Genomic DNA, 26,242 nt, shown 5'->3' on the forward strand with positions numbered 1-26,242 from the left:
CTCCAAGCTGAAAGTAAACCACCTCCGCAGCCATTTATTGGTGTGGTCTACAGAGGATTATGTCTTTTTAGAGGGGAAAATCCCTAGAACCCCTAGATGGTCCAGAAGCCGAGCGTCGCTTTTACCTTTGGACAATGGGATTGACCGGCTATCCGTTGGTAGATGCCTGCATGCGAGCACTTAAGTATACCGGGTACTTAAACTTTCGAATGCGCGCCATGGTAACCAGTTTTCTGTGTCATCACCTAAATGTACACTGGCTAAAGGCAGCGCATTATTTGGCAACACAGTTCTTAGATTTTGAGCCAGGTATTCATTACCCCCAAATACAGATGCAGGCTAGCGTAACCGGCATTCACACCGTGCGGTTATACAACCCTGCAACACAATCTTCAAAATTAGATCCTGAAGGTGTATTTATCAAAAAGTGGGTGCCAGAACTTGCTAAATTACCCAGTGAAGCTGTTCACGCCCCTCACTTATTGCCGCCCCTAGAAGCGCAAATGTTAGATTTTGACGTTGAACGCGACTACGTTGAACCGCTCGTTGATATAACAGAGAATAATCGCATCACGGCAAAACGCTTATGGGACTATCGCGAGCGAGATGATGTGGTTAAAGAAGCGCATCGCATTGTTAAACGCCACACCATGCAAAATAGTCCGAGTCGTGCATGGCTGAAAACAAAAATTAAATAAACCGGCTAACGGTTATTTTTGCGAAGCCATTCATTCAGTAGTTTAATTTGTCCACATTTGTAAGCTGCGTACATAAGCCGCATGGCATTTGACATAGCTTCACTGTCAGTCCAGCCAGTTTTGTCGCGTATTTCGTCATAACATGCCTTTGCTTCAGGGCTAACATAGCCTCTTACAAGTTTCTTACCTGCGTCTTTTTGCCTTTCTCTGAATCTTCGTTGTTTATCAGCGTTGGCTTTAGCTCTATCTGCGGCACTCTTTTTAATGCTTTTTTTCGTTGTTTGTTCTGTCATAGTTTTCACACAATGTTACGTTACTGTAGAGCTTGTATTTAGAAGTAGTACAAAAATCACACGTGTAGAACGATGTTTGTACAAGCCAAAGTTGCTAAACCTATATTAGCATGCGTTTTTCTTCAGAAAAATGACTGTTCAGAGTTGTTTGGCGTACAACTGTTCGCTAAATTAGCAGCGTCACTTTAATAACAGCAACGAGTTGGGAATGTCAGAGAAGAAAAATAGTTTTAACAAAGAAGATTTATTGGCGTGTAGCCGTGGTGAAATGTTTGGCCCAGGTAACAGTCAACTTCCCGCACCTAACATGTTAATGATGGATCGCGTAGTTTCAATTACAGAAGATGGCGGTGAACATGGGAAAGGCGAAATTATCGCTGAATTAGATATTACCCCCGATTTATGGTTTTTTGATTGTCACTTCCCAGGTGATCCGGTAATGCCGGGATGCCTAGGCCTAGACGCGATGTGGCAGTTAGTTGGTTTCTTCTTAGGTTGGAGCGGCGGCCCTGGTAAAGGCCGAGCTTTAGGTGTAGGTGAAGTTAAATTTACCGGTCAAATCCTTCCAACCGCTAAGAAGGTAACGTATAAGATCACGATGAAGCGCGTGATAAAGCGTAAACTTTTCATGGGTATGGCAGATGGTTCAGTAGAAGTTGATGGCCGTGAGATTTACGTAGCGAAAGATTTGAAAGTTGGCTTGTTCCAAGATACCTCAAACTTCTAAACTGCCTTTATAGAGCTATAAGGTCAATTAACGTTGACCAACAAAAAAGCCCCTTTTCAGGGGCTTTCCTTTTTGCATAATCAGTTCATAAAAGAGAAGTGTTATTTAACACTTAAACCTAAGTGTCTGTCTTCTACTGCCTCGCGCCATCCACCTAACCACTGTGAACGTGCATCGTTTTGCTGAAATGGACAATTTTCCTTTGAACGACCGCTAATGCCAGCTTGATAGCCTTTCGAATGGGCGCGTGTCAGTTTATCTCTTTTTTGTCTTTTCATTGATTAGCCTCTTTTGTTTGTTGAAAGTACAACAAATCATTTTCTCGAGCGCTCTACATCATTTCGGTTGATAGTGCCGGAAAAGTGATTGCGTACAATACTGTGATAGTGCAATTAACTAAATGGTTCAAGAAAAATAAAAAATAAAAGGGCTTGACAAAATTTAAATAAATGAAGTTTCTATGAAATTTATGTTACATTTTTTATGCATAAATATGTCTTTTTTTACGTTTTTTAGGCATAAAAAAAGCCACGCATAGGTGGCTCTTTTAATATTGATTACATATTGTCCAAAGGGTCAGCTATTTCTTTATACGTCTACGCATAAATACTGCAGCAAATAGACCAAAAAATGCGAGTAAACCTGTTGCAGCTCCTTTTCGCTCATAGGGCTGTTCGTCCTCAGGAATTTCACATTCATCTATGGAACCATTCGATAATGGAGACAGTTTAACCGCCACTACGGAGTCGATTTCTTCTGTTTCACCGTCTGAATTAATTATATCGTTACCCGTTACATACTTGTTCGTAGCTTTAATTCTCGCATTCGCAATGATCTCATTATCATCGTTGATATCTACTGCTTCAATTAGCTCATATGGGTTATCACAAGAAACTAAATCATTTAAGTTAGTAAACTCTTCAGTATCAATGTTGTACATAAATGCCGCTGTATCGCGAAGCGTATCACTCGTTGCATCCACGTCTGCCTTACCCACTACGATATTATTATTGTTAATGGCATTCGCAGTCACACCAGCACTCACGAAGAAGCCATCAGGGTAATGCTGTTCTTGGGTATCAAGGTTGTATACAAACAAACGAGAGCGTGCGATATCGCTTTGTGAACGAAGCACTGCACCCGTCACCCAATTTTCATCATTAATTGCGATAGCCTGGCTAATGATATTTTCTTCGCGTGGAAGAAGTTCAATGGTTTCACCGTCTCTGAAAACCGTTGCAACTCGTTCACTTTCAGTCCTGCCTGATGTATTTGGGCGCGTTATCGTAATGCGATCTCCAGTAAGGCCTTCACCGACTGCGATACCTTGGTTATTTATGTCATAGGCATACGTGAAATAGTGGCGTGTATCGTCTTCATCAGGTTCAAATAATAACGGGTAGGTATCGGTGCTGATTACATCGCCATTGACATCGATCTGCCAAATGGTAGCGTTAACCTCAGACAGCAATACGAAGCTCGGTAAGTAATTTGTAGATGAATTAATGAAGTAGCTAGAAATACGTGGAACAGCAAAATCGCCATTATAAATAGTAAACAGGCAGCGACCTTCAGATGTGTAACCACGAGACTCATCGTCTGTACACGTTTCAACAGCATCGGCAACATCATCGCGGAAACTAACAGTACTGAAACCTGCAACCTGTAAGTTTGCGTTTATTGCTCGAGCTGAAGAGAACCCTCCTACAGTGTCATCAACAGCTGGAAGTACTTTAGTCTCTCCAGATGCTTGAACAAAGGCTTGTTGTGCTGACTCTGGATACGTGTAGTTTAATGTATCGCCATCTTCGTTCTCATATGGGTCTAGAACAACCAGTCCCGAAGAATCACCGACAATAAAGTTACCGTTCAAGCTGTCACGACCAGTCGATTCAACAGATCGCGTATAGTCATCAAATTTGTCTGTAACTTCATCAAGACCTGGTACTAATGATATATCTTGAGTGTCGGTTGCATAGGTTCTATACGACGCTAGCTTCTGTCCCGTTGTAAGATTTGGGTTCGATAGAAGATAGTTTACTACCGTGGTGTAGTCTATGTCTGTAAAAACACCCTGGCGTGCGTCATCTTCGTTTTCTAGACTCTCACCGAACTGGTCAAAAAAAGTCGTGTCTTCTTCAAGCTGCTCTGCGTCGATTGGTGGATTGAACTCCAGTTGAACGACAGACAACATTTTGCCTGAGTTATCAATCGAACGAGCAAAATTGTTTCTAGCGGTATCCTGTAAAGGAAGAGGCGTCACTGAATAGGTCGCGGCGAATGCCGAAACACTTCCTGTTGCCAACAGAACGGCGGCGGCAAGCTGAGTTCGTTTCATTTAAAATCCTATTTACTGCTGATTATCTTCCAGCATACTTTCTAGTTCATCCCAGCGCGCATATTTCTGGGAAAGTAATTCTTCTTTATCTGCCAACTCGGCTAACGCCTTGGCAGTAATGTCACTGTCTTGTTTGAAAAAGTCCGGGTCGTTCACTTTTTCTTGCATAGCCTCAAGCTCTTCCTCAAGTGTTTCTAGTTCTTTCGGTAAGGACTCAAGTTCACGCTGGTCTTTGTATGATAGCTTTTTCGTCTTACGGGGAGAAGACTTAGCACTAGGACTGTCTGAAGCTGAATTAGTTTCATTCTTTACCTTGGCTTTTTCTTCCTTTTCGATTTGCTGACGTTTTTCCTGTTGCTCTTTATACCAGTTTTCTACGTCAGTGAAACCCCCAATAAATTCGCGAAGCATTCCATTACCCTCGAATACCACGCTACTATTTGCTACGTTATCAACAAATTCCCTATCGTGACTGACTAAAAGCACGGTGCCGGTATATTCGTTGAGTAAGGTTTCGAGCATTTCCAAGGTTTCAACGTCTAAGTCATTGGTAGGCTCATCCAGCACCAAAACGTTGCTCGGTTTAAGCATCAGTTTTGCTAGCATCAGGCGGTTTTTTTCTCCACCTGATAGCGACTTAACCGGTGCATTAACGCGTTCAGGCGTAAACAAGTAATCTTGTAAATAGCTGATCACATGGCGTGGGTGGCCATTTACCATCAGATCGCGTTTACCGTCGCCTACCGCGTCTATCACAGACTTTTCTAAATCCAGCCCGTGGCGGTGCTGGTCAAAGTAAGCAACTTCAAGGTTAGTGCCTTGTTTGCAGTTGCCGCTATCGGGCTGGAGTTCGCCGAGTAGAAGCTTGATAAGCGTACTTTTACCGCTACCATTAGGACCAATGAGAGCAAGCTTGTCACCACGCAAAACATTCAGGTTTAACCCTTCAACAATAGGCTTGCCTTCAATGCTATAGCTTAAGTCTTTTACTTCAAACACCATCTTTCCAGAGCGCGCGCCCTGGTGTTGATTGACTACCGCATTGCCCTGAACCGCTCTTCTCGCTTTACGCTCCTCGCGTAGTTTTTTCAGCGCTCTTACTCGGCCTTCGTTGCGGGTACGGCGGGCTTTAATGCCCTGACGAATCCATACCTCTTCTTGCGCTAGTTTTTTATCAAATTCAGCGTTTTGTGAAGCTTCAACCTCTAAATCGTGCTGCTTCTTTTCTAAATAAGTTTCGTAGTTACCCGGATAGCTCGTAACCGAGCCGCGGTCTAGATCAATAATTCGCGTAGCCATGGCACGTATAAATGCACGGTCGTGGCTCACAAACACAATTGCGCCTTGGTAATTACTCAAGCTGGATTCAAGCCAGCGGATCATTTCAATATCAAGGTGGTTAGTTGGTTCGTCTAACAGGAGCAAATCCGGCTGTCGAACAAGCGCACGAGCTAGCGCTGCTTTTCTACGCCATCCCCCAGAAAGAGTAGATAGCGATATCTCAGGGTCTAGCTTTAGCATGGTTAGCGTCTGTTCAATTTGCTGTTCAAACTGCCACGCGTCTCTGGCTTCTAACTGTTCTTGTAGTCGCTGTAATTTATTTAAATTCGATTCGCTTGGATCTTCACCAACGATACGGGTTTGATGAAAGTAGGCTTTCAGTGTTTCACCTACGTCAGATAAGCCTTCGGCAACATAGTCAAAAAGCGTCACATCGGTAGTTTGGGGCGGGTCCTGCTCTAGGCGCGCAATGACCGTATTATTTTCAATTATACGCTGCCCATCATCGGCAATAATATCGCCAGCGATAACTTTCATTAGCGTTGATTTACCACTACCGTTGCGACCTACTAAGCAGACGCGCTCTTTAGGCTGTACAACCAGTTCGACACCGTCTAACAGCGGCGGATTCCCATAAATAACAGTGATGTTTTTTAACTGCAAAATGCTCACTGAAGAAACTCCTCTAAATCGGCGGTATTAAAAGGCCAGCCGATTTCTTTTTCATTATCTGCCCGTTTCAAAACGGGGATCCTTGCACCGTACAAATGATAAAGCTCAGTGCTAGTGCGAATGTTAACCTTCTCTATATTAAGCGATGAAAACATAGACGTTTGTTGAAGCTCAACATCGGCTAAGTCGCACAGGCTACATTGCGGCCCGGTGTAAAAATAAATTTTCATGAAGCTAGTACCCAGCACTGATGGATATTGCCTTTACGTGCAAAATCTTCTGGAATTGTGTCTTTGGTAATATTGTCTACTGACAAGCCCAGTTCACTCATGGCTGTCTCATCTAGCTTAAAGCCACGCTTGTTGTTAGAGAAGATGATGATCCCCTGCTCTTTTAAGCACGCTTTAGCATCGGTAAGCATTTTTACGTGGTCGCGCTGCACATCCCACGTATTTTGCATACGCTTTGAATTCGAAAATGACGGTGGGTCGATAAAAATTAAGTCGTATTTGCCTTTATGCGTGCCTAACCAAGTGGTGCAGTCAGCTTGAATAAAAGCATGAGGCGCAGTGAGTTTGTTCAGCGCTACGTTCTTCTTTGCCCACTCTAAATAAGTATTAGACATATCCACTGTCGTTACAGACTTTGCGCCACCTTTAGCGGCGAATACCGACACACTACCCGTATATGAAAACAAGTTAAGAACGTCTTTACCTTGGGACAACGCCTGCACTTTTTGGCGGGTATTGCGGTGATCTAAGAAAAGGCCTGTGTCCAAGTAGTCAGTAAGGTTAACCAGGAAACGAGCGCCATTTTCAAACACTTCCATCATGTCGCCAGTCTGATTAATTTTCTCGTACTGTTTTGTACCTTTTTGTTGGCTACGCACTTTAAGCGCTATCTGTTTTGGTGAAACACCTGTTACTGCTGGCAAATGAAGCAAGACTTCCTGCAGACGCTTGCGTGCTTTATCTTCAGAAACCGTTTTTGGCGGCGCGTATTCTTGAACGACCAGCCAGTCACCATATCTATCTACGGCAACGTTATAATCTGGCAGGTCAGCATCGTATATGCGGTAACAGTTAGTGTTAGCGTTCTTGATCCAGCCTTTCATGCGTTTGAGGTTTTTCTTCAAACGATTAGCAAACTCGTGGTTGCTAGCGTCCTCGCTAAACTGTACCGTGTTTTCTTCATCCAACACATAATTCGCTAAACGACATTCCAGCTTACCGTTATTCATGGCATAGTCTTTGGTGGCGCGAAGCTTTAAAACCCGAAGCAAATCACGATTGCTGCTAAGAAGCGACACATGCCATCCCTTCCAGGCTTCTTTAAAACGCTTACCCCAATCACTAAATAGCGGTATTAACGATGTTAGCTCGCCCAAACGTTCTCCGTAAGGAGGGTTTGAAACGACATAGCCTGGTGTGGCAACGGGCGGAGAAGATTTTGTTGCGTCTTGCTGTGAGAACGAAATATCGTTAAATACGCCAGCAAAATCAGCGTTTGCTTTTGCAATTGCTACCATTTTACGGCTGAAATCACCCGCGTAAATACCACTGCAGCTAGGCTTTTGCGCGGAAATAGCTTGTTCTACCAAATCATCCCAAAGCTTCTCTTCGTGGCCGAGCCACTTAGTAAAGCCCCAATACATACGCTTTATACCTGGCGCAATATTGCGAGCGATGTAGGCTGCCTCAATCGCGATGGTGCCCGAGCCACACATCAAATCGACCAATGGCGCATCAGTATTCTCTGTCCATCCACTACGCATTAGCATTGCGCTTGCGATATGCTCTTTAAGCGGCGCGTCACCGGTTTCTTGTCGGTATGCGCGTTGGTGCAGACTTGCCCCTGCTAAATCTATGCCTAAAATTACATTATCGCGATGTAGTCTTGCATACACAGAAATATCAGGGCTCTTTCGTTCTACTGATGGGCGCGGTAAGCCTTGCTCTACAAATGAATCTACTATGGCATCTTTAACACGAACCGCACCAAATTGAGTGTTTTTTATGGCAAAGTTTGTGCCGATAAACTGTACAGATAAGGTATGACGTGAATCCATCTGCATTTGCCAGTCAATACCCATAGCCGTGTTATACAGTGCATCTGCATCGCCTGCTTTACCTGATGCCAACACCCAAACTACGCGGTTAGCTAAGCGTGACCATAAGCAAAGTTTATACGCATCCTCTTTTGAGCCTTCAAACTGAATAGTGCCAGGCCCTTGCTTAACTTGCGCATCAGGGCAAAGGCGTAGCACTTCTTGTTTTAATAGTTCGTCAAGACCGCGACTGGTCGTAACCAGAATAGTATTCATTCATGTACCTGTTTTTGATGTACGTGCTTAAGAAAAAGCACGTACACGAGAGATTGGTTTGGGTATATTATAACGCGTTTACAATGCGTTTAACGAGCGATGGGCCTTGATAAATAAAAGCCGAGTAGACCTGCACCAGAGATGCGCCAGCGTTCAAGCGTGCTTGTGCCGCTTCGGGTGAGTCAATACCACCAACGCCAATAATGGGAATAGCGCGGTCAAGCGCTATGTTTAGCTTGCGTGTTACTTCTAAGCTCATATCTGTCATAACTGAGCCACTTAAACCGCCCATTTCCTCAGCGTGCTGTAATCCGGCAACGGCATCACGTGAAAGTGTCGTATTAGTAGCAATTACACCATCCATTTTGCTGTTAATTAGCGAAGCAGCAATACTGTCAATTTCCACATCGCTCAAATCTGGCGCTATTTTAATAAACAGCGGCACATATTTACCGTGGGTTTGCGTTAGCGTTTCCTGTGCTGCTTTTAGGCCAACTAACAGCTTATCGAGCGCTTCACCGTATTGAAGGTTTCTTAGGCCAGGTGTGTTCGGTGACGAAATGTTAATAGTGACATAGCTTGCGTAAGGATAAACTTTGTTTAAACAAATCAGGTAATCGTCGAGCGCATTCGCTTCTTCGGTATCTTTATTTTTACCAATATTAATACCAATAGGCCCTTTAAACTGAGCCTTTTTCACTTGTTCGACAAGATGATCAACACCTTTATTATTAAATCCCATGCGATTAATAATGGCGTGCTTTTCCGGAATTCTGAATAAACGAGGTTTTGGGTTTCCTGGCTGCGGACGAGGCGTTACCGTGCCTATCTCAACAAAACCAAATCCCATGCTGGCAAACGCATCAATACAATCGCCGTTCTTATCAAGCCCAGCGGCAAGTCCTACCGGGTTATCGAAGGTCATGCCTGCAACAGTAACGGGCTTCTTAATCGTCGGTGTGCTGTACATCCATTTCAGCGGTGTATGTTGGGTCTTGTTTAACCAGTTAATGGTGAAATCGTGACTTTTTTCAGGTTCACACTGAAGCAAGAATTTTTGCACTAGAGATTGCATGGTTATTATTACCGCTCGCTAATTAAGGGCCTGTTGATCATCAAGGTATATTGCGCTTGTATGAGGTTTGCTTTTACAAACGATGCTGCAAAAATGTACAACAATGTTCAGTCGGCCAATAAAAAGCCCTGATAAACAGGGCTTAAATCATTAAGGTGCGTGTATTCTAATGGTTAGACTTCACGCTTAAAAGCATCAATTCACGTAAAGCGACAGAAAATTTCGCAAATTCGTGCGTTGTACTGGTCTTAAACTCAGACATCATGTGATACCAGCGCTTAAGTAGGACCTGATTGCTTTCAATCCACTCATCAAGAATTTGATCTGCACTACTTACGTCTTCGCGAGAAGCTAGCAGGTTAGCTGCAATGGAACGCTGCTGCCAATCTAACTCTTCACGATACGAGGCGCGAGCTAACGCTTGCCAGTGGTTGCTTACCGCCTGGTTGTTTATCTGGTCTAAGAACCAGTGAAGTTCTAAACGAGAACCTAGCTGATAGTAAAGCTTAGCGACTACATCGGTATCGTGCTTATCTGCTTCAACGATTTGCGCAAGGTCAAAGCTAGAGAACATGTTAGAGAAGCTTGCAACCTGATAAGCGATGTCTTCTGGTACACCCTTATCAATGTATTTCTGCGTAGCGTTTTCAAGCTGAGTAAATTCGCTTTTAACCAAGTAGTTTTGCAGGTTCTTCGATAAAATATCGAAGGTACCACGGTAGCTCGCGATGGCTTCTTCAATGGATTGCGTCTTATTACCGTGGCGAATATACCAGCGCGAAGCGCGACGCATAATTCTACGTGCTTCATCTAACATTTTAAGCTGTAGCTGAGCTGGAATAACGTTATCCAGTTGTTCGATGCGCTCCCACAGCGTCTTCATATTAAAGATACCGTGAACAATTGCGTATGCGTCAGCAATTTCGCTCACACTTGCGCCAGTTTCTTCCTGCATTCTAAACACGAAGTTAAGGCCCATGTCGTTAACCATGTTATTGGTTAACTTAGTCGCAATAATTTCGCTTCTAAGCGGATGCTGTTGCATGTGTGTTGCGAATTTTTCGCGGAGCACTTTAGGGAAGGCTTCTACTAACAACTTACCGTGGTAAGGATTGTCAGTAATTTCCGGAATATTAAGCGAATCTTTAAGTACCATTTTGCCGTACGCAATCAATACACTTAACTCTGGGCGGGTTAAACCTTGATCCGTGGCTACGCGATCAGAAATCTCATCGTCACTTGGAATAAATTCCAATTCACGGTTTAGCTGACCTTCACGCTCAAGACCGTGGATAAAGCGAAGCTGTTCTTTAAGTTGCTTAACGCCAGATAACTCAGTAATAGAGATAGATTGAGTTTGACGATAGCAGTCTTTCAGTACAATTCGACTTACATCGTCGGTCATATCGTAGAGCAACTTATTACGCTGTTTAAGCGTTAGTTCACCGTCGTTAACTAGGCTGTTAAGCAAGATTTTGATGTTTACTTCGTTATCTGAGCAATCAACCCCACCTACGTTATCGACGAAGTCAGTGTTAACTCGGCCACCGTTAGACGCATACTCAATACGACCTAACTGAGTTAGACCTAAGTTACCGCCCTCGCCCACAATTTTAGCTTGTACGTCACGACCGTTGACGCGTAAGTCATCATTAGCACGGTCACCTACGTCTGAGTGAGACTCTTTCTTGCTCTTAATGTACGTACCGATTCCACCGTTCCACAGTAGGTCAACTGGCATTTTCAATATATTGTGAATTAGCTCATTAGGCGTCATGGTTAGCTGACGCGTACCTAACCACTTTTTCATTTCAGGTGTAAGCTTGATAGATTTAGACGCGCGGCTAAATACGCCACCGCCTTTTGAAATCAGCTTACTGTCATAGTCTTCCCAGCTTAGGCTTGGGTTCTCAAACAGGCGTTGACGCTCTTTATGACTTGCTGCAGCATCTGGGCTTGGATCGAAGAAAATATGTAAATGGTTAAACGCAGCGATTAGTCGCGTATGCTCTGATAGCAACATACCGTTACCGAATACGTCACCTGCCATGTCACCCACACCAACAGCGGTAAAGTCAGTGGTCTGACAGTCGATACCAATTTCTCTGAAATGACGTTTAACCGACTCCCATCCGCCGCGTGCAGTAATACCCATTTTCTTATGGTCGTATCCAATACTACCGCCAGATGCAAATGCATCGCCCAGCCAAAACCCAAACTCTTCCGCAATACCGTTTGCGATATCAGAGAATGTAGCGGTGCCTTTATCTGCAGCAACAACCAAATAAGGGTCGTCATCATCAAGGCGAACAACATCCTTAGGAGGAACAATTTCACCATTTACAATGTTGTCAGTAATATCTAACAAGCTGGTGATGAAAGTGCGATAGCATGCTTGGCCTTCAGCCTGAATAGCTGCGCGACCTTCGCCTACAGGTAGGTTCTTACAAACGAAACCACCTTTTGCACCAACCGGCACGATCACCGTGTTTTTAACTTGTTGCGCTTTTACTAGGCCGAGTACTTCTGTTCTGAAGTCTTCTTGTCTATCAGACCAACGAAGACCGCCGCGGGCAACTTTTCCGCCACGCAGGTGCACACCTTCAACGCGAGGACTGTAAACAAAAATTTCAAACTTAGGCAGTGGTAATGGCATGTCAGGAATGAGTTCAGGCATCATCTTAAATGATACATATGATTTCTCATTGCCGGCATCGTCTGCCTGATAGAAGTTTGTACGTAACGTTGCAGACATCATATCCAGATAACGACGAATAATTCGGTCGTCATCCAAGTTACTAACGTTGTCTAACTGTTCCTTAATAGTCTCAAGAATACCTTCCTCTTTTTTCTCATTGCGCTTTTTCTTAGGATTGAAACGCTGGTCAAAAAAGTCTACGAGTAAACGAGCAATGTCTGGATAGTTAGCTAGCGTGTTTGCGATGTAGTCACGGCTGAAAGAACTGCCGGTCTGGCGCATGTATTTCGCATAAGCACGGAGTACTGTAACTTTACGGCCAGTCATATTCGCGCCAAGGATAAGACGGTTAAACGCGTCGTCTTCTAGTGTCTTGTACCACACTTTGGCGAACGCATCTTGAAAGAGAACCTGGGCGTTTTCCATGTCAAAGTGCTGACCACTTTTATGTAACATGGTGAAATCCATGACCCAGTTACGTTCACCTTCTGAACACGTGACTTTATAAGGGCTTTCATCGATTACGCGTAACCCAAAATTCTCAAGCATCGGTAACACGTCAGACAGATGGATAGGCTCGGCACGGTGGAAAAGCTTAAGCTTAACTATCTGGCTGTCAGCGTCTTCTTCTTGTGGACGATAGAACAACATATCCAGTGTGTGGCTGTCGTCTAACATCTCTAGTTTGCCAATATCTACAAGCGCTGCTGACGGTAGGTTATGCTCCATATAGCTGCGAGAGAAAGCATTGTTGTATTTGCGTTCCAACGCTTTACCCGAAGCCTCACCGTGTGCCGCTGAAATAGCTGACGCGAGTCTGTCATTCCAGGTTTTGGTCAACTCAATAATGTTTTGCTCTATTTCCTTCACATCGAATTCCGCGTTGTTGTCGTTGACTCTAGCAATGTAATGCGTACGGGCATATACAGACTCTGAAAAGAACGTAGTAAATTCCACTTCTTCGGTTGCACCCAATGACGCTTTAAGTAGCGCTTGGGTTTCTTTGCGTAACTGGGTGTTATAGCGCTCTCTTGGCACAAACACCATGCACGAGAAAAATCGGCCAAAAATGTCTTTTCGAATGAATAAACGTGAAATTCCACGCTCTTGCATTTGAAAAATACCCATTACGATTTGCGCTAGTTCTTCTGCTGGCGTTTGTAGCAACTCATCTCGTGGGTAGGTTTCTATAATATTTGCAAACGCTTTGTATGCGTGAGTTCCAGGCTCGAAACCAGATAGCTCACAAATACGTTTGATTTTTTCACGTAAAATCGGAAGCTGAGTTACGCTGTTGTTATAGAAAGAGGCAGAGTACAGACCTAAGAAGCGGTGCTCACCAACAACCTGACCTTCTTTGTTAAACACCTTCACGCCTACATAGTCCATATATGCAGGACGGTGTACCCGCGCGCGTGAATTTGTTTTAGTCAGAATCAATGGGTTTTTGCTAAGCGCTTCCGCACGGGCTGATGCAGGCAAGCGAGACAACAAACGCTCCCGGTCGTTTACTGAGTTCTTAAGCAAACCCAAACTGGTGTCGTTTTGAGGGATCCATCTATGGTCCCCTTCAATGGCTTTAACGTCATAATAACGGTAACCCATCATTGTGAAGTTGTGATCGCCTAACCATTCTAAGTAAGCTTTAGTTTGCTTTTTGGCTTCTGCAGATACAGGCCAGTTAAATTTGGCATTGTTTTTAATTACGTCTTGCAAGGTATTTGTCATGCCTTGCCAGTCTTGAACTGCCAAAGAAACTTCATCAACGACAGAGTGCAGTTCTTGTGTTAGTGCATCGATGTCTTTTTTCGATGTTTGTCTATCGATTTCGATAAAGATGACCGTTTCTTTTTTCGCACCTTCAAGCGATTGGCCTGGCTCAGCAAACGCTTCAACTTTGTTCGCTTTGTCGCGCTTAATGCCAATTGGGCTGTGAAGGAATAAATGTGCGGTGATGTTCAAACGATTTAGCAACATGCGCACCGAGTCAACCAAGAATGGCATATCCGACACAATAATCTCAACAATTGTGTGGCTTGAGTGCCAGCCGTGTTTGGCAATTTCCGGGTTAAATACGCGTATGTATGGCGACGTATGTTCAAACTTCGCCAAGCCATTCCATAAACTAAGTGTTGCACCATAAAGGTCGCTGTCGTTGCGATTTTCTAGGTCATCGCTTGAAATATTTTTATACAACAGACGTCCGAATTGCTGCACAAGAGACTTCTGCTTGGTATCTACTTTTTTGTCGATAAGTGCAAATACATTGTCTAGCAGTACTGAGTGTCGCTGTGAGGTGACTGTCATTTGTTAACCTTTTTTGAATGTCGTAATACCAATCCAACTTGGTATAAGTGCCGAGTACCTAACTATTTTCTCTAATAAATGACGCTAATGAAAGCCCATTTTTAACCTTATATTAACAGCATAGATAAGTATGCAGAAAACACCCAAAAAAAAGGGCCTAAAGGCCCTTTTTAATGCTTAGCTATGCAAAAATATTTTATGCATTAGGGTCATTCTTGTTCCACCATAGGAATCTCGCTAGTGCAGGCAGTACAATTATTGCTCCAAGCATATTCACGACGAACATAAATGTAAGCAAAATGCCCATATCCATTTGGAACTTAAGCGAAGAGAACACCCATGTGCTCACGCCTATTGCCAGCGTAATACCGGTAAATAGCACAGCACTTCCACGTTCTTTTAAGGCAGCGAAATATGCTTCTTGAACGGTAGCGCCTTTCTTCAGCATTAAGCTCTTGGTAGAGAGTATATAAATACCATAGTCCACACCTATACCCACGCCAAGTGCGATAACTGGTAAAGTAGAAACGGTGAGGCCAATTTGAAGGTATGTCATTAGGGCTTGCGCCAGTACAGACACCACATACAGCGGAATAACAACAACTAACGTAGCACGCAGCGAGCGGAAGCTAATTAGACAAAGCGCTATAACGGCACCAAATACATAAAGCATCATAGGGTCTTGCGCTGCACTAACCGCTTCATTAGTTGCGGCCATCACACCCACTGGGCCAGACGCTAAGCTAAACTTCATATCGTCACTTTGGTATTCAGCGCGATATGGCTTAACGGCGTCAACGACGCGAGAAATCGTTTCAGCTTTATGATCTTCCATAAACAGGATTATAGGCATGACCGAGCAGTCGCCGTTTAATAGACCTGATGATGTTGGAACACGAGAAATAGCTTGAACTAAGGTTTGCTGGTTGCGCGGAATGACTTGCCACTTGACGTTACCTTCGTTGTAACCTGCATTTACAATTTTCGCTACCGAGGCCAACGATACTGCCGATTGAACACCTTGTACGTTTTCCATTTTCCACTGGAAGTCATCCATGGCCTTCATCACGCTATGCGATGTACATGCCTCTGGCGTAGTTTCTACCAAAATGGAAATGTAATCGACCGTAACTTCGTACTTGTCGGTAATAAGGAAAGTGTCTTGGTTGTATCGCGACGTCTCATGAAGTGCAGGTGCACCCGCGTGCAAGTCCCCTATCTTCATATTCTGAGCTTGGAAATGACCAAACACGAATAGGATAGCCGTAACGATAAGAATTATTGCCGCAGGCTTTTTACGTGAACAAGCTGCGATGACTTCCCAGAATTTCGAATTAGCGTTTTCTTTACCCGCGAATTTTTCGACATATTTCTGGTCAAGTTTTAAGAAGCTCATCAGCACAGGCAGCAGCAACAAGTTGGTAAGAATGATTACCGCTACACCCATACTTGCCGTAATCGCCAACTCGCGAATAATGCCGATATCGATTACCAATAACGTCATAAAGCCAACCGTATCAGATAACAGTGCAATTCCGCCTGGAACCAACAAGTTTCTGAATGCCGCCATAGATGCCCGTTTAGCACCAATACCGGTTACTGCTTGTTTTTCTACCGCGTTTATCATTTGTACGCCATGGCTCACACCAATGGCAAATACCAAAAACGGTACCAGTATTGACATAGGGTCCATACCAAAGCCAATAGAAGTAAGCAGGCCTAGCTGCCAGATAACGGCAATGATTGAGCATACTAATGGCAATAACGTAAGCATGATGCTGCGCGAGAAGAAATACACCATTACGGCCGTAATCGCGATAGCAATGGCGAAAAAGATCAACACGTCTTTTGCACCGTCGGCCACATCGCCAATCATTTTCGCAAAGCCAATTATATGAATAGACGTATTTTCGTTTTCATATTGACCGCGAAGCTGCTCTTCAAGCTCTGCTGCTAGCGCCAATGTATTGAGAGGCTCGCCAGTTTGCGGGTCAATATCGAGCAATTGTGCTGTTACCATTGCGCAGCTGTAATCACTGGATACTTGTCTTCCGACGATGTTTGCCTTTTCTACGTTAGCTGCCACCAACTCTAATGCTTCTGGGCTCGCAGAATTAAAGTCGGCAGGAATGACTGGCCCGCCTGCAAAGCCGCCTTCCACAATTTCAGTAAAGCGGGTTGAAGGAGAGAAAAGCGAAATAACTAACGAACGGTTCACCCCATTAATAAAGAAGAGTTGGTCGTGAACATTCTTTAAGGTATCGAAGAAGTTTTGATTGTAGATGTTATCGTTTTTATCACACACAGAAACTAATATATTGTTAGCGCCACCAAAATCTTGGCGGTGCTCAATGTACGTTTTCATGTATTCGTGATTTAGCGGTATGTTCTTTTCAAAACCTGCGTCTAAGCGCATTTGTGAAGCTTGGTAACCAAGGAAAACTGTGGCTATAGCAAACAAGGCTACGACAATTTTACGGTTTCCGAATACTAATTTTTCAAGAAAATGGGTCATTGTTTTTATACTGCCCTATTTTAAATTCAACGTTTTAATGCCATTCGCAGTAACGGCAATATTCTTACCATTGAACTGTGTTGCATTAAGAAGCGCGGCTTTGTCTTTAATTTGTGAAACGACAATGCCTTCATCAGCTTCGCAATCTGAAAGGTTTGCATAGGGGTCTCGCATACTGGTGGGTAAAGGTCGCTGTGCGCTTACCATCATCCCGTTGTTACCCAAAGCATAAACCTTCGATTCAGAACCAATTAGAATTGAATTTAGTGTGCTGGTTGAGCAAGTTTGTACGTATTCCCACTCACCTTCGTTTCTGTTAACAAATATATTTCCGCGAAGGCCAACCGCTAGAACGGTATTTTCATCAAGCGGCTTAATATCGAAAAACGATCCTGTATAGTCGACGTAATACCGTTCCCACGATTCTCCCATATTGGTACTTTTGGCTAGCAGACCGGCTTCGCCTGCTAGGTAAAGCGTATCACCATCAAGGGTAATTCTGTTTAAGTGGGGTAAAATAGATTCAAGTTCTTGCTGATAGAAGTCTTCATCTTCTTTTCGAATATCTTCAAGGTATTCTTGATCCATTGGGTCAAGCAGACTGGCATGACGTTCTGCCGTCCACGTTTTTCCACCGTCTAAGGTTCGATAGAACAAGCCATAGGCACCTGTAGCAATCCCCTGCTTTTCGTTGAAGAATAAAACGTCTAGAAATGGGCGCTGAAGGTCAGGTTGGAAATTTTGTATTTCCCACGTCTCGCCTTTATCTGAAGAATGAAGAATGACAGCGTCGTGGCCCACTGCCCAAATATTGTCGCCTACAACAGTTGTCGCTGTAAGCGTTGATTGTGTTGGTACGGCTTTTTGAGTAAATGCCTCACCATCCTCTGAAACTAACACGTGACCGCGTTCACCGACAATAACGACAAATGTATCAGCGTCTATGTCCAAAAGAACCGATTGCTCAACCAATGGTGCCATGAATGCTTCTTCGGCGATTGCAGTTGTAGAGTAATTAACTGCGAAAGTGGCGGCAATGCACGCTGCAATGGTTTTTTTCATAATTAACCATTCCCCCTATTTATAATTGTCTGCATACAAAAACGGCTGGCAATTGCCAACCGTTTGTTGTGTAAGGCGATTAGCGCATACCTTCTCGTCGTAACGCCTGAGGCGTAAATTCCACATCTCGTGGGCGTACGGTGAAGTCGTACATCTCTTCTTCGTTATCGAGGCCAATGGCCAGGTAACGACGTGAGTTCAAGTCATGGTACACATCCAGCGTAGACCACTGGGTAGGTACTTCATAATAGTTCACCCCATACGCTACACCAACACGATAAAGTTCGCCACGATTATCATACATATCAGCAACTTGAACTTGCCAGCTATCTTCATCAATGAAGAATACGCGCTTTTGATAAATATGACGGAAACCGTCTTTCAATGTGGCTTCTACTTCCCAAACGCGGTGTTTTTCCCAACGTGTTAGGTCTGGATTAACGTGGTTTGGCTTTAAGATGTCATCGTACTTCGCATTATCTGAATGAAGTGCATAGTTGTTGTATGCAACGAACATTTCTTTCTTACCCACTAACTTCCAGTTGTAACGGTTTGGTGAGCCGTTAAACATATCAAAGTCATCGGTAGTACGAAGGCCATCAGCTGCAGTTCCAGGTGTATCATAAGCAATGTTTGGCGCTAGACGTACACGGCGTTGACCCGTGTTGTAGGTCCATGCTTTACGCGGCTCTTTTACTTGGTCAACTGTTTCATGTACAAGCAGTGCTGTACCCGCCAAACGAGCTGGCTTTGTTACTTTTTGTTTAAACATGAAAAGGACGTTTTCGTCAGTAAGCTTTTCTGGTGTAGCACCTTCTTCTGCGTACTTAATTAATAACTGCTCGTCAAAACCGATTACGTTGTAATCACCGCCATTTGTTACTGCAGCTTGACCTCCATTACGCTGAACCGCTTCACCACGATAGCGAAGTATATGGTTCCAAATTGCTTCAAGACCATTTTGTGGAATTGGGAACGGAATACCGAGAACAGCCCCTTTAATTCCGTTACCGCCGTCTAATAGCTCAGCGCTAGTTGCATTTACCTTAGTTGCATCGTAGATAAACTGTGGATTAGACGCAGAACGACGCGTTGGGTAAACCGGCATTCGAAAGGTTTCAGGGTAAGCTTCGAAAAGCTTTTTCTGACCTTCAGATAGAAAGTCCGCGTATTCTTTGTAGTTTTGTGCCGTGATTTCAAATAGCACTTTATCTTCAGGGTACGGGTCTGGATGGTGATCACCCACTGTGTAGCCCGCTGGTGCTGAAGTAATACCGCCAGTCCACGCTGGGATACTGCCGTCAGCATTACCCGCTTTTTCTGCGCCAAGCGGCGTAAGTTCGTTACCTAATTTGTTTGCGTCTGCTTCAGACACTTTAGCCATAGCGCTTGCACCAGATAAAGCCAGTGACAAGGCAGCTGCAATAATTCCTACTTTTCTAATCATAAAAACCACTCTTAGATTGCGTATTTGATGTTAAATGAAATGAAGTCTCTGTCAGATAGCGCATTAGTTGTACCAATGCCGCCCCAGAACGCACTGTAAGACGCCGTTGCAGACCATTTACTTAAATAGTCGAACGTGAAAGAAAGTGCAGCAGACTTAACATCTTCTGTGAAAAGGAATAATGGATCTGGCGTAGTACCCTCAACGTCATGAGAGAAAGTACCGCGAACGCGAAGGTTCATACCAGCAAATATTGAGTTGTAATCAGCAACCGCCAATAAGCGATAGCCCCACGCGTCGTCTGTCGCAAATGGGTTAGTTTCAGGGCCGTCTGAAAGACCTTGATGTAAGCCTTCACGTGAGTTTCCGTTAATTGGTTCAAGTGACGGTGTGCGAGCAGTACCCGGTGCGTTCAAACGAATTACGTCTGGGTCTGGCATATCAACAACGTTTACATAACCTACTTCACCTAGAAGCACGAAATTGTCAGAGCCAAATTTAGGACCAAATACATGTGACGCGGTGAACTGCATTTGCCATGTATCAGAGAAAAGGAAACCCTCTGCAGTTTCACCTGGGCCAACCGCTCTACCAATGTTATTTAGCTGAGAGATTCCCTCAAGATCTGGACGTAGACCTGCGTTAGCTAACTGTTCAGGCATACCCATGTAAAGTAATTCTACATCATCTATTTGAAGTGGTTCATCTACGCGATAGGCAAATTCACCCGCAAGAGCCGTAGTACCGATATTAGTGTTAAAGCTCATACCATAAAGTTTGATATCTTCTGGGTAGAAGAACTCTGACTGTGTAAATGCACCCAGTTCAGTGATGTTGTCGCGAGTAACGGTATTAGATGCTAGGAACGCGAGATCTGCGCCAATACCTTCAGCAGTAAAGTCTGATGTCTTACCTGAAATAAGCGGGCGTTGGCTGTGGTAATTGATGTGATAGAAACTAAACTCTGTTTCATTCAAATTCTCGGCAAACCACGTCAAGCGTAAACCGTATTGACCCTGATCGTCGGCGTCGTTGTGCGCTGCGTCAGAAAAACCGCGGATAGCCACTTTGGTTGGATAAGCAAGGTAGGCTTGCGAAATGTCCTCTGGATTAGCGCCAGAGCGAAGTAAATCACCGTATCCGTTTAACGCAGTGAGAAGGTGATCTAAGTCGATGTCTGGGTTACCACTGAAACCAAGTTGGACGTTTTGGCGTTGACCGCCCTCACCTGCAAAGTCGTTGCCCGCGAAGTAACTGCCAGAAACAGGAAGCCAGCTGCGCTCCCATTCGTACTGGTAATAACCAGAAATACTCACTGTGTCAGTCAAACCTAAAGACGCGTACACCATCCCTACTGGAAGGAATACTTCTTTAAGTTCTGCACCTGGAGCACGAGCTCGTGTTACATCAACAGGGTTCGTTGTGTTAATACCGTGCTGGATGAATGTACTTTCACCCCAACTGATCACCTGACGGCCTACACGAAGCGTAAGTGGTTTGTCGCCAATCCACCAGTCGCCATAGAAGAATGCGTCGTAAAGACGTACATCGGTACACAGTAGGTCTTCTGCTTCAGGGTCTTGACACAAGTCGTATTGGTTACCCGTTATTGGGTTAGAGTATGGACGGTCGCCGTCCATTTGCTCAAAGTCGTAGAACCAAAAACCACGGGCGAAGAAACCATAGTCGCCAAAATTGATATCTAATTCATGAGTACCTGAAATTTGCGTTGCAAACGCGTCACCTGGATCGTGTGCAAGGTTACCAAGGTCACCATTGGTGGAATAACCGCCATCTGCTAAACCCCACACGTCGCCACTTGGGTATAAAGGATTGAAAGCTGCGTGATAACCGCTCCAGTCGAATTGAGGATGGTTACTGTTACCTATAAGGTCGTAATCTCTTGCCTCTGTTCGAATACTTGTAGCTAATGTAAATGTTGAATCTAAAGAAATATTTACATCACCCACTTGCCAATTCGCAGCGTGTGCTGGTACTGCAGCAGCACCCAGCAGTGAGAGAACTCCCGCTGCTACCGGTGATATCTTAAAAGCGCTAGGCCCGTTTTTCATATTTTTATACTCCCAAGTCGATGTGACTTAATACGTGACATCATGACCAACCATAACGATTAACAAAATCATTACATCATTTTGCCATAACCGCAAGAACTAATCCTACCAGTTAACAAAATTTACAACATTAGTCGTATCAAATAGTTATTGCTTTATTGTGAATATAAAAGGCATTTATAAACTTGCAGGAAAAATGTACAGAAATATTGCAGAACTGTTGCGTTAAGTATTTTGGAACGCTCAATGACAAAAGAAAACGCATAAGTGTCACGTATGGGAGTGGTGAAAGCTCGTATACCAAAGAGTAATTCGTCGCGTACAAAAAAGGCTCTATGCGAGCCTTTCAAAAGATTTTATTTTTTTGTTGGCATCAATAATCATCCTAAAACGACCTTTAATACCATTAGACGTAACAAATTGCCTGAGCCGGTTGGTCGGTACCTGGACGCTTAGGCCTGATTCACTGACCATGACCACATCTGGCATAGATGGAACATAAAGCACCTCACATTGCTTGTAAGGTGCATTTATTGAAAAGTAAAAAACCGAGTCAGTTTGGTTAATGCTTGTCATAAGCAAGGCTTTTACTTACTTTCTCAAACAAATCTTTACTTAAACCTTTGTGATTAAGCAAACGGCCAAGCTGTTGCTTCATATGAACCTGATGCTCGCTTGCAAAGCCCTGCCATTGCGTCAGTGGCGTTACAATACGGGCGGCAACCTGTGGGTTGACCGCATCGAGCTTAAGTAAGTAGTCGGTTACAAATTTATATCCACTGCCATCGAGTGCATGAAACCTTTCGCTGTTATAGAAAGCGAAGCTACCAATAACAGAACGAACACGGTTCGGGTTACTCATTGCGAACTGAGGGTGCTCACATAACATTGTAATAGTCGCAAAGATATCGTCTCGATTTTGTGTAGCGTGGAGAGCGAACCATTTGTCTAACACAAGCGGGTCATGATTCCACGATTCCTCAAACTGAGCCATCAAACTGTCGAAAGTGGTGGCGCTACAGTGTGGTGCGCTTCTCAACGCGCCTAGCGTATCTGTCATATTATCAGCGGTTTCAAACTGAGAAACCACAATATGCTCGTGTTGGGGTAACCGCGCTAAGTGTGCAAGCACGACATTTTTGCAGCGACGTTGATTCACCGCTTCTTGCGTGTAGCGATACGCGCTTTTCTCGATATTTTCGAAGACGTGTTTTAGTTCTTTTTCGAGTGCGCGAGCAAACTGGTCGCAAAACGCTTTTCTCGCTTTCGAAAGTGCGGAAACGTTTATGTTGCTTCGGCTTTGACACAGAGTCTCAAACGAAGGTATGACTAAACATTCACTCAGCAATTCAAGGTTGTTCTGCTCTTGGGCAATAGCTTGCTTGATACCGTTCCAGATTTCATTGCTGATACCAGACCCCGGCGATTCCTCTAATTGCTTCACACAGCGGTCATACAACGTTTGCATTGCATCCCAACGATTAAATGGATCCTTCGCATGCTTAAATATAGTAAGTAAAGACTCTGTCCCCAATGGGTTTTCTACTTTCGCTGGCGCTGAGAAGTTACCCAATACTACAGGTGTTAAATTAGTAGTTTTGGCTTCTACAGTAAAACGCATAGAATCATCTTTTAAAATGACCATGCCGTTTTGAATTAACGACTCGTTGTCTGTATAGCTTTTCCCCTCATCATCAATAATCTCGATATTTACAGGAATATATAGAGGAAGCTTTTCTTTCTGATCAGAGGTTGCAGGTGTGTGCTGCGACAATGTGAAGCTATGCTTAACAATGCCATCATCATCGACCTCAGTGCTGTGCTCGACAGAAATCACTGGCGTACCAGATTGACTATACCAGCGGGTAAACTGGGTTAAATCTAAATCAGTAGCAGACTGCATTGCTGAAATGAAGTCATCACAGGTGACAGCCTGACCGTCGTGTCTTCTAAAGTACTCGTCCATACCACGTCTGAAGCCGTCAGGCCCCAATAATGTGTGGAACATGCGAATAACTTCAGCGCCTTTGTCATAAACCGTCACCGTGTAGAAGTTGTTCATTTCAATGACTTCTTCTGGACGAATTGGATGACTCATTGCACTCGCATCTTCTGCAAACTGGTGTTCTCGCATAACACGAACGTGCTTTATACGATTACTTAACGCCGAAGTCATATCAGCGCTGAACTGTTGGTCTCTAAATACAGTAAGCCCCTCTTTAAGGCTTAGCTGGAACCAATCGCGACAAGTAACACGGTTGCCAGTCCAGTTGTGAAAGTACTCGTGCGCGATAACCGACTCAACATTGAAAAAGTCATCGTCGGTGGCACTTTTTTGATCGGCTAAAACAAACTTACTGTTAAATACATTTAAGCCCTTGTTTTCCATCGCTCCCATATTGAAGAAATCGACGGCAACAATCATGTAGATATCTAAGTCGTACTCTAACCCGAACACATCTTCGTCCCACTTCATCGCCCGTTTGAGAGATTCTAATGCGAAAATGCCTTGAGACTTTTTGCCTTTATCAACATAAAGTTCTAGCGCAACCTCTTTACCGCTAGTGGTGGTGTAGCTATCGGTAAGTAAATCGAAGTCACCGGCAACTAGAGCAAAAAGGTAGCAAGGTTTTGGATGTGGATCGTGCCATTTAACAAAATGCGTATTTTCGTCAACTTCGCCCTTGTCCACTGGGTTGCCATTGGCCAAAAGCATCGGTACTGATTTGTCGGCAACTACCGTCACTGTGTAGACCGACAAAACATCCGGGCGGTCCATGAAGTACGTAATGCGACGAAACCCTTCCGCTTCACACTGCGTACAATAGGCACCACCTGATAAATACAAGCCTTCCAGCGCTTTGTTGTGCTCAGGGGCAATGGTATTGGCAATTTCTAAGACGAACTCATCAAGTTCAGTAACTACGCTTAAAGCGCTATCTGTTACCGTGTATTCATTATCAGATAGATGCGTACCGTTAATAGAAATAGAATCTAGCGATAAATTATCGCCATCAAGTACTAAAGGACTATCGTGCGCGCCATTACGAGTGACGGACAACGTGCTGATAACTTTGGTTTGCGTTGGGTGTAGCGTTATATGTAGGTCAACTGTCGCTATTGAAAAAGCGGGCGGCTGGTAATCCGCCCGGCGTTTAGCTTGAACTGACATAGATCCTCCTGGAAGAAAGCCTACGTGGGTTTAATTGGAACTCTGTGTTAAACCGTATCTTTGCTGTTTACTTCAACATGCGGTGGCGTAATACGTAAAATCTTAATACCTAAATACGCATAAATAACGGCAAGGATCGGGTTGATTACGTTGAAGAATGCATAGAATACGTAATCAAATGGATTGACTAATAAAACACTGTGCATGTAAGCACCACAGGTGTTCCAAGGAATAAGTGGAGACGTAAGTGTGCCGCCGTCTTCAAGGCTTCGAGAAAGATTCAATTGGTCTAAACCGCGCTTTTTGAATTCTTCTTTGTACATACGGCCTGGCATCACGATTGAAATATACTGATCTGCAGTAACAAGGTTGGTACCAAAACAAGTAAGAATGGTTCTGCTCACCATATCCCCTGCGGATTTTGCACCAATTAATATGGCAGAAACTGCACGCTTTAATAGGCCAACACGCTCTAATACGGCACCAAAGGACATTGCACAGATGATCAACCAAATGGTATTTAACATAGAAGACATGCCACCACGAGAAAGTAAGCTATTTAAGTTCTCGTCAGGTGTTGAGAAGCTTACGCCATCGAATAGCGCAGTCCAAACTACCTTCAACGCGCCTACATTCACCGAGTCGTCACCATTTGCCATAGAAGTAACCACATCCCACTGGAATACAACTGCCCAGACTCCACCTAACAAAGCGCCGATAAAAACAGCTGGAAACGCAGGCATCTTTTTAATCGCTAAGGTGAGCAAAACGACAAGGGGAATTAACAAATGCCAACCTAAGTCAAAAGACTCGTTTAACAAAAGTTGCATCTGCTCAATGCGTTCTGCTTTGGCCTCACCCACTTCACTAAAGCCCAGTACTGTAAATAGAATAAGCGCAATAACAAAGCTCGGAATCGTCGTCCAAAGCATGTAACGGATGTGCTCAAATAAATCCGTGCCCGCAACGGCAGGCGCTAAGTTTGTTGTTTCAGATAAGGGCGAAATTTTATCGCCAAAGTACGAACCTGATACTACTGCGCCGGCGGTTATGGCTGCCGACATTTCCATGCCTGCAGAAACCCCCATTAGCGCAACACCCACAGTCGCCGCGGTAGTCCAAGAACTACCTATACTCATTGCAACAACCGCACAAATCAGACAAGCGGCAGCATAGAAAAACGAGGGGTTAAGCAACTCTAAACCGAAATAGATAAGCGTAGGCACGGTTCCGGCTAGCATCCATGTGCCAATAAGAGAACCTACCGCTAACAGAATTAAGCAAGCACCTAAAGACATTGAGATACCGTCTACAATGCCCTTTTCGATAGTTTTCCAGCTGTAGCCATTTTTCATTCCAATGATAGCAGCTAAGCCCATCGCTAAAAGAAGTGCAATTTGGTTTGGGCCGTAAGAAGAGTTATCGGCAAACAAATAAACTGCGCTTCCCATCATTATGACTAACGCAAGAATAGGAAGCATTGCATCGAGAAGTGACGGCGTTTTTATTTCTTTATTCGTCATTGTCGTTTTTTAAAACCTTATTATTGTATTTGTAACGCG

General features: G+C 44.1%; 16 protein-coding genes and 1 pseudogene. 2 read left to right on the top strand and 15 right to left on the bottom strand.

Annotated features, from left to right (window positions below; genetic code table 11):
• Positions 1 to 122: 122 nt before the first annotated feature.
• Positions 123 to 698, top strand: a pseudogene (locus tag MHM99_RS12575) (FAD-binding domain-containing protein); the annotation flags it as partial.
• A gap of 5 nt (positions 699 to 703) precedes the next feature.
• Here MHM99_RS12575 and MHM99_RS12580 read toward each other — a convergent pair.
• On the bottom strand, positions 704 to 991 hold the full coding sequence (locus MHM99_RS12580; RefSeq protein WP_014976601.1) for a hypothetical protein: 288 nt from the start codon (positions 989 to 991) through the stop codon (positions 704 to 706).
• Between the two features lie 208 nt (positions 992 to 1,199).
• Between MHM99_RS12580 and fabA the strand changes: the two genes are divergently transcribed.
• Positions 1,200 to 1,718 (top strand): bifunctional 3-hydroxydecanoyl-ACP dehydratase/trans-2-decenoyl-ACP isomerase, encoded by a 519-nt coding sequence (gene fabA, locus MHM99_RS12585; protein ID WP_014949559.1) that lies wholly within the window; start codon positions 1,200 to 1,202, stop codon positions 1,716 to 1,718.
• Positions 1,719 to 1,819: 101 nt separating this feature from the next.
• On the opposite strand, the gene rmf is transcribed toward fabA, so the two are convergent.
• The 14 genes from rmf to nhaC all read right to left on the bottom strand — a co-directional run bounded on the left by rmf (position 1,820) and on the right by nhaC (position 26,203).
• A complete protein-coding gene (rmf, locus tag MHM99_RS12590; protein WP_014949558.1) occupies positions 1,820 to 1,996 on the bottom strand; it encodes a ribosome modulation factor in 177 nt (58 codons plus the stop codon).
• Positions 1,997 to 2,298: 302 nt separating this feature from the next.
• A complete protein-coding gene (locus MHM99_RS12595) occupies positions 2,299 to 4,056 on the bottom strand; it encodes a DUF3466 family protein (RefSeq protein WP_239219601.1) in 1,758 nt (585 codons plus the stop codon).
• Between the two features lie 12 nt (positions 4,057 to 4,068).
• Entirely contained in the window at positions 4,069 to 6,009 is a 1,941-nt protein-coding gene (locus MHM99_RS12600; protein WP_049586295.1) for an ABC transporter ATP-binding protein, read from the bottom strand.
• Positions 6,006 to 6,239: a glutaredoxin family protein gene (locus MHM99_RS12605; protein ID WP_014949555.1), complete on the bottom strand. Its 234-nt coding sequence runs from the start codon at positions 6,237 to 6,239 to the stop codon at positions 6,006 to 6,008. Before MHM99_RS12605 ends, MHM99_RS12600 begins: the two co-directional genes overlap by 4 nt.
• A complete protein-coding gene (gene rlmKL, locus MHM99_RS12610) occupies positions 6,236 to 8,332 on the bottom strand; it encodes a bifunctional 23S rRNA (guanine(2069)-N(7))-methyltransferase RlmK/23S rRNA (guanine(2445)-N(2))-methyltransferase RlmL (RefSeq protein WP_049586294.1) in 2,097 nt (698 codons plus the stop codon). Before rlmKL ends, MHM99_RS12605 begins: the two co-directional genes overlap by 4 nt.
• A gap of 67 nt (positions 8,333 to 8,399) precedes the next feature.
• Positions 8,400 to 9,407 carry a quinone-dependent dihydroorotate dehydrogenase gene (gene pyrD, locus MHM99_RS12615; protein WP_049586293.1) on the bottom strand — a complete coding sequence of 336 codons (1,008 nt, stop codon included), beginning with the start codon at positions 9,405 to 9,407 and terminating at the stop codon, positions 8,400 to 8,402.
• A 166-nt stretch (positions 9,408 to 9,573) separates the two neighbouring features.
• A complete protein-coding gene (locus tag MHM99_RS12620; protein ID WP_239219602.1) occupies positions 9,574 to 14,412 on the bottom strand; it encodes an NAD-glutamate dehydrogenase in 4,839 nt (1,612 codons plus the stop codon).
• Positions 14,413 to 14,608: 196 nt separating this feature from the next.
• Positions 14,609 to 16,927, bottom strand: coding sequence for an MMPL family transporter (locus MHM99_RS12625; protein WP_239219603.1), 2,319 nt, complete (start codon positions 16,925 to 16,927; stop codon positions 14,609 to 14,611).
• Between the two features lie 15 nt (positions 16,928 to 16,942).
• A complete protein-coding gene (locus MHM99_RS12630) occupies positions 16,943 to 17,989 on the bottom strand; it encodes a YCF48-related protein (RefSeq protein ID WP_039227706.1) in 1,047 nt (348 codons plus the stop codon).
• Positions 17,990 to 18,068: 79 nt separating this feature from the next.
• Positions 18,069 to 19,436: a DUF1329 domain-containing protein gene (locus tag MHM99_RS12635; protein ID WP_202942867.1), complete on the bottom strand. Its 1,368-nt coding sequence runs from the start codon at positions 19,434 to 19,436 to the stop codon at positions 18,069 to 18,071.
• Positions 19,437 to 19,447: 11 nt separating this feature from the next.
• Complete coding sequence (locus MHM99_RS12640) at positions 19,448 to 21,508, bottom strand: DUF1302 domain-containing protein (protein ID WP_049586288.1); 2,061 nt, start codon at positions 21,506 to 21,508, stop codon at positions 19,448 to 19,450.
• Positions 21,509 to 21,841: 333 nt separating this feature from the next.
• Positions 21,842 to 22,084 carry a DUF2835 family protein gene (locus MHM99_RS21220; protein WP_049586285.1) on the bottom strand — a complete coding sequence of 81 codons (243 nt, stop codon included), beginning with the start codon at positions 22,082 to 22,084 and terminating at the stop codon, positions 21,842 to 21,844.
• Entirely contained in the window at positions 22,071 to 24,680 is a 2,610-nt protein-coding gene (pepN, locus tag MHM99_RS12650; protein WP_239219604.1) for an aminopeptidase N, read from the bottom strand. The genes MHM99_RS21220 and pepN overlap by 14 nt, the downstream gene beginning before the upstream one ends.
• A 47-nt stretch (positions 24,681 to 24,727) precedes the next feature.
• Complete coding sequence (gene nhaC / locus MHM99_RS12655; protein ID WP_171337039.1) at positions 24,728 to 26,203, bottom strand: Na+/H+ antiporter NhaC; 1,476 nt, start codon at positions 26,201 to 26,203, stop codon at positions 24,728 to 24,730.
• Positions 26,204 to 26,242 lie beyond the last annotated feature (39 nt).

This window comes from Alteromonas sp. MmMcT2-2, from assembly GCF_022348305.1.
In the GTDB taxonomy this organism is placed as follows: Bacteria; Pseudomonadota; Gammaproteobacteria; order Enterobacterales; family Alteromonadaceae; genus Alteromonas; species Alteromonas macleodii.

Excerpts from the sequence above, each read along its gene's own strand:
- MHM99_RS12580 (WP_014976601.1), bottom strand. The coding sequence starts at position 991 with ATGACAGAACAAACAACGAAAAAAAGCATTAAAAAGAGTGCCGCAGAT.
- fabA (WP_014949559.1), top strand. The coding sequence starts at position 1,200 with ATGTCAGAGAAGAAAAATAGTTTTAACAAAGAAGATTTATTGGCGTGT.
- rmf (WP_014949558.1), bottom strand. The coding sequence starts at position 1,996 with ATGAAAAGACAAAAAAGAGATAAACTGACACGCGCCCATTCGAAAGGC.
- MHM99_RS12595 (WP_239219601.1), bottom strand. The coding sequence starts at position 4,056 with ATGAAACGAACTCAGCTTGCCGCCGCCGTTCTGTTGGCAACAGGAAGT.
- MHM99_RS12605 (WP_014949555.1), bottom strand. The coding sequence starts at position 6,239 with ATGAAAATTTATTTTTACACCGGGCCGCAATGTAGCCTGTGCGACTTA.
- rlmKL (WP_049586294.1), bottom strand. The coding sequence starts at position 8,332 with ATGAATACTATTCTGGTTACGACCAGTCGCGGTCTTGACGAACTATTA.
- pyrD (WP_049586293.1), bottom strand. The coding sequence starts at position 9,407 with ATGCAATCTCTAGTGCAAAAATTCTTGCTTCAGTGTGAACCTGAAAAA.
- MHM99_RS12620 (WP_239219602.1), bottom strand. The coding sequence starts at position 14,412 with ATGACAGTCACCTCACAGCGACACTCAGTACTGCTAGACAATGTATTT.
- MHM99_RS12625 (WP_239219603.1), bottom strand. The coding sequence starts at position 16,927 with ATGACCCATTTTCTTGAAAAATTAGTATTCGGAAACCGTAAAATTGTC.
- MHM99_RS12630 (WP_039227706.1), bottom strand. The coding sequence starts at position 17,989 with ATGAAAAAAACCATTGCAGCGTGCATTGCCGCCACTTTCGCAGTTAAT.
- MHM99_RS12635 (WP_202942867.1), bottom strand. The coding sequence starts at position 19,436 with ATGATTAGAAAAGTAGGAATTATTGCAGCTGCCTTGTCACTGGCTTTA.
- MHM99_RS12640 (WP_049586288.1), bottom strand. The coding sequence starts at position 21,508 with ATGAAAAACGGGCCTAGCGCTTTTAAGATATCACCGGTAGCAGCGGGA.
- MHM99_RS21220 (WP_049586285.1), bottom strand. The coding sequence starts at position 22,084 with ATGACAAGCATTAACCAAACTGACTCGGTTTTTTACTTTTCAATAAAT.
- pepN (WP_239219604.1), bottom strand. The coding sequence starts at position 24,680 with ATGTCAGTTCAAGCTAAACGCCGGGCGGATTACCAGCCGCCCGCTTTT.
- nhaC (WP_171337039.1), bottom strand. The coding sequence starts at position 26,203 with ATGACGAATAAAGAAATAAAAACGCCGTCACTTCTCGATGCAATGCTT.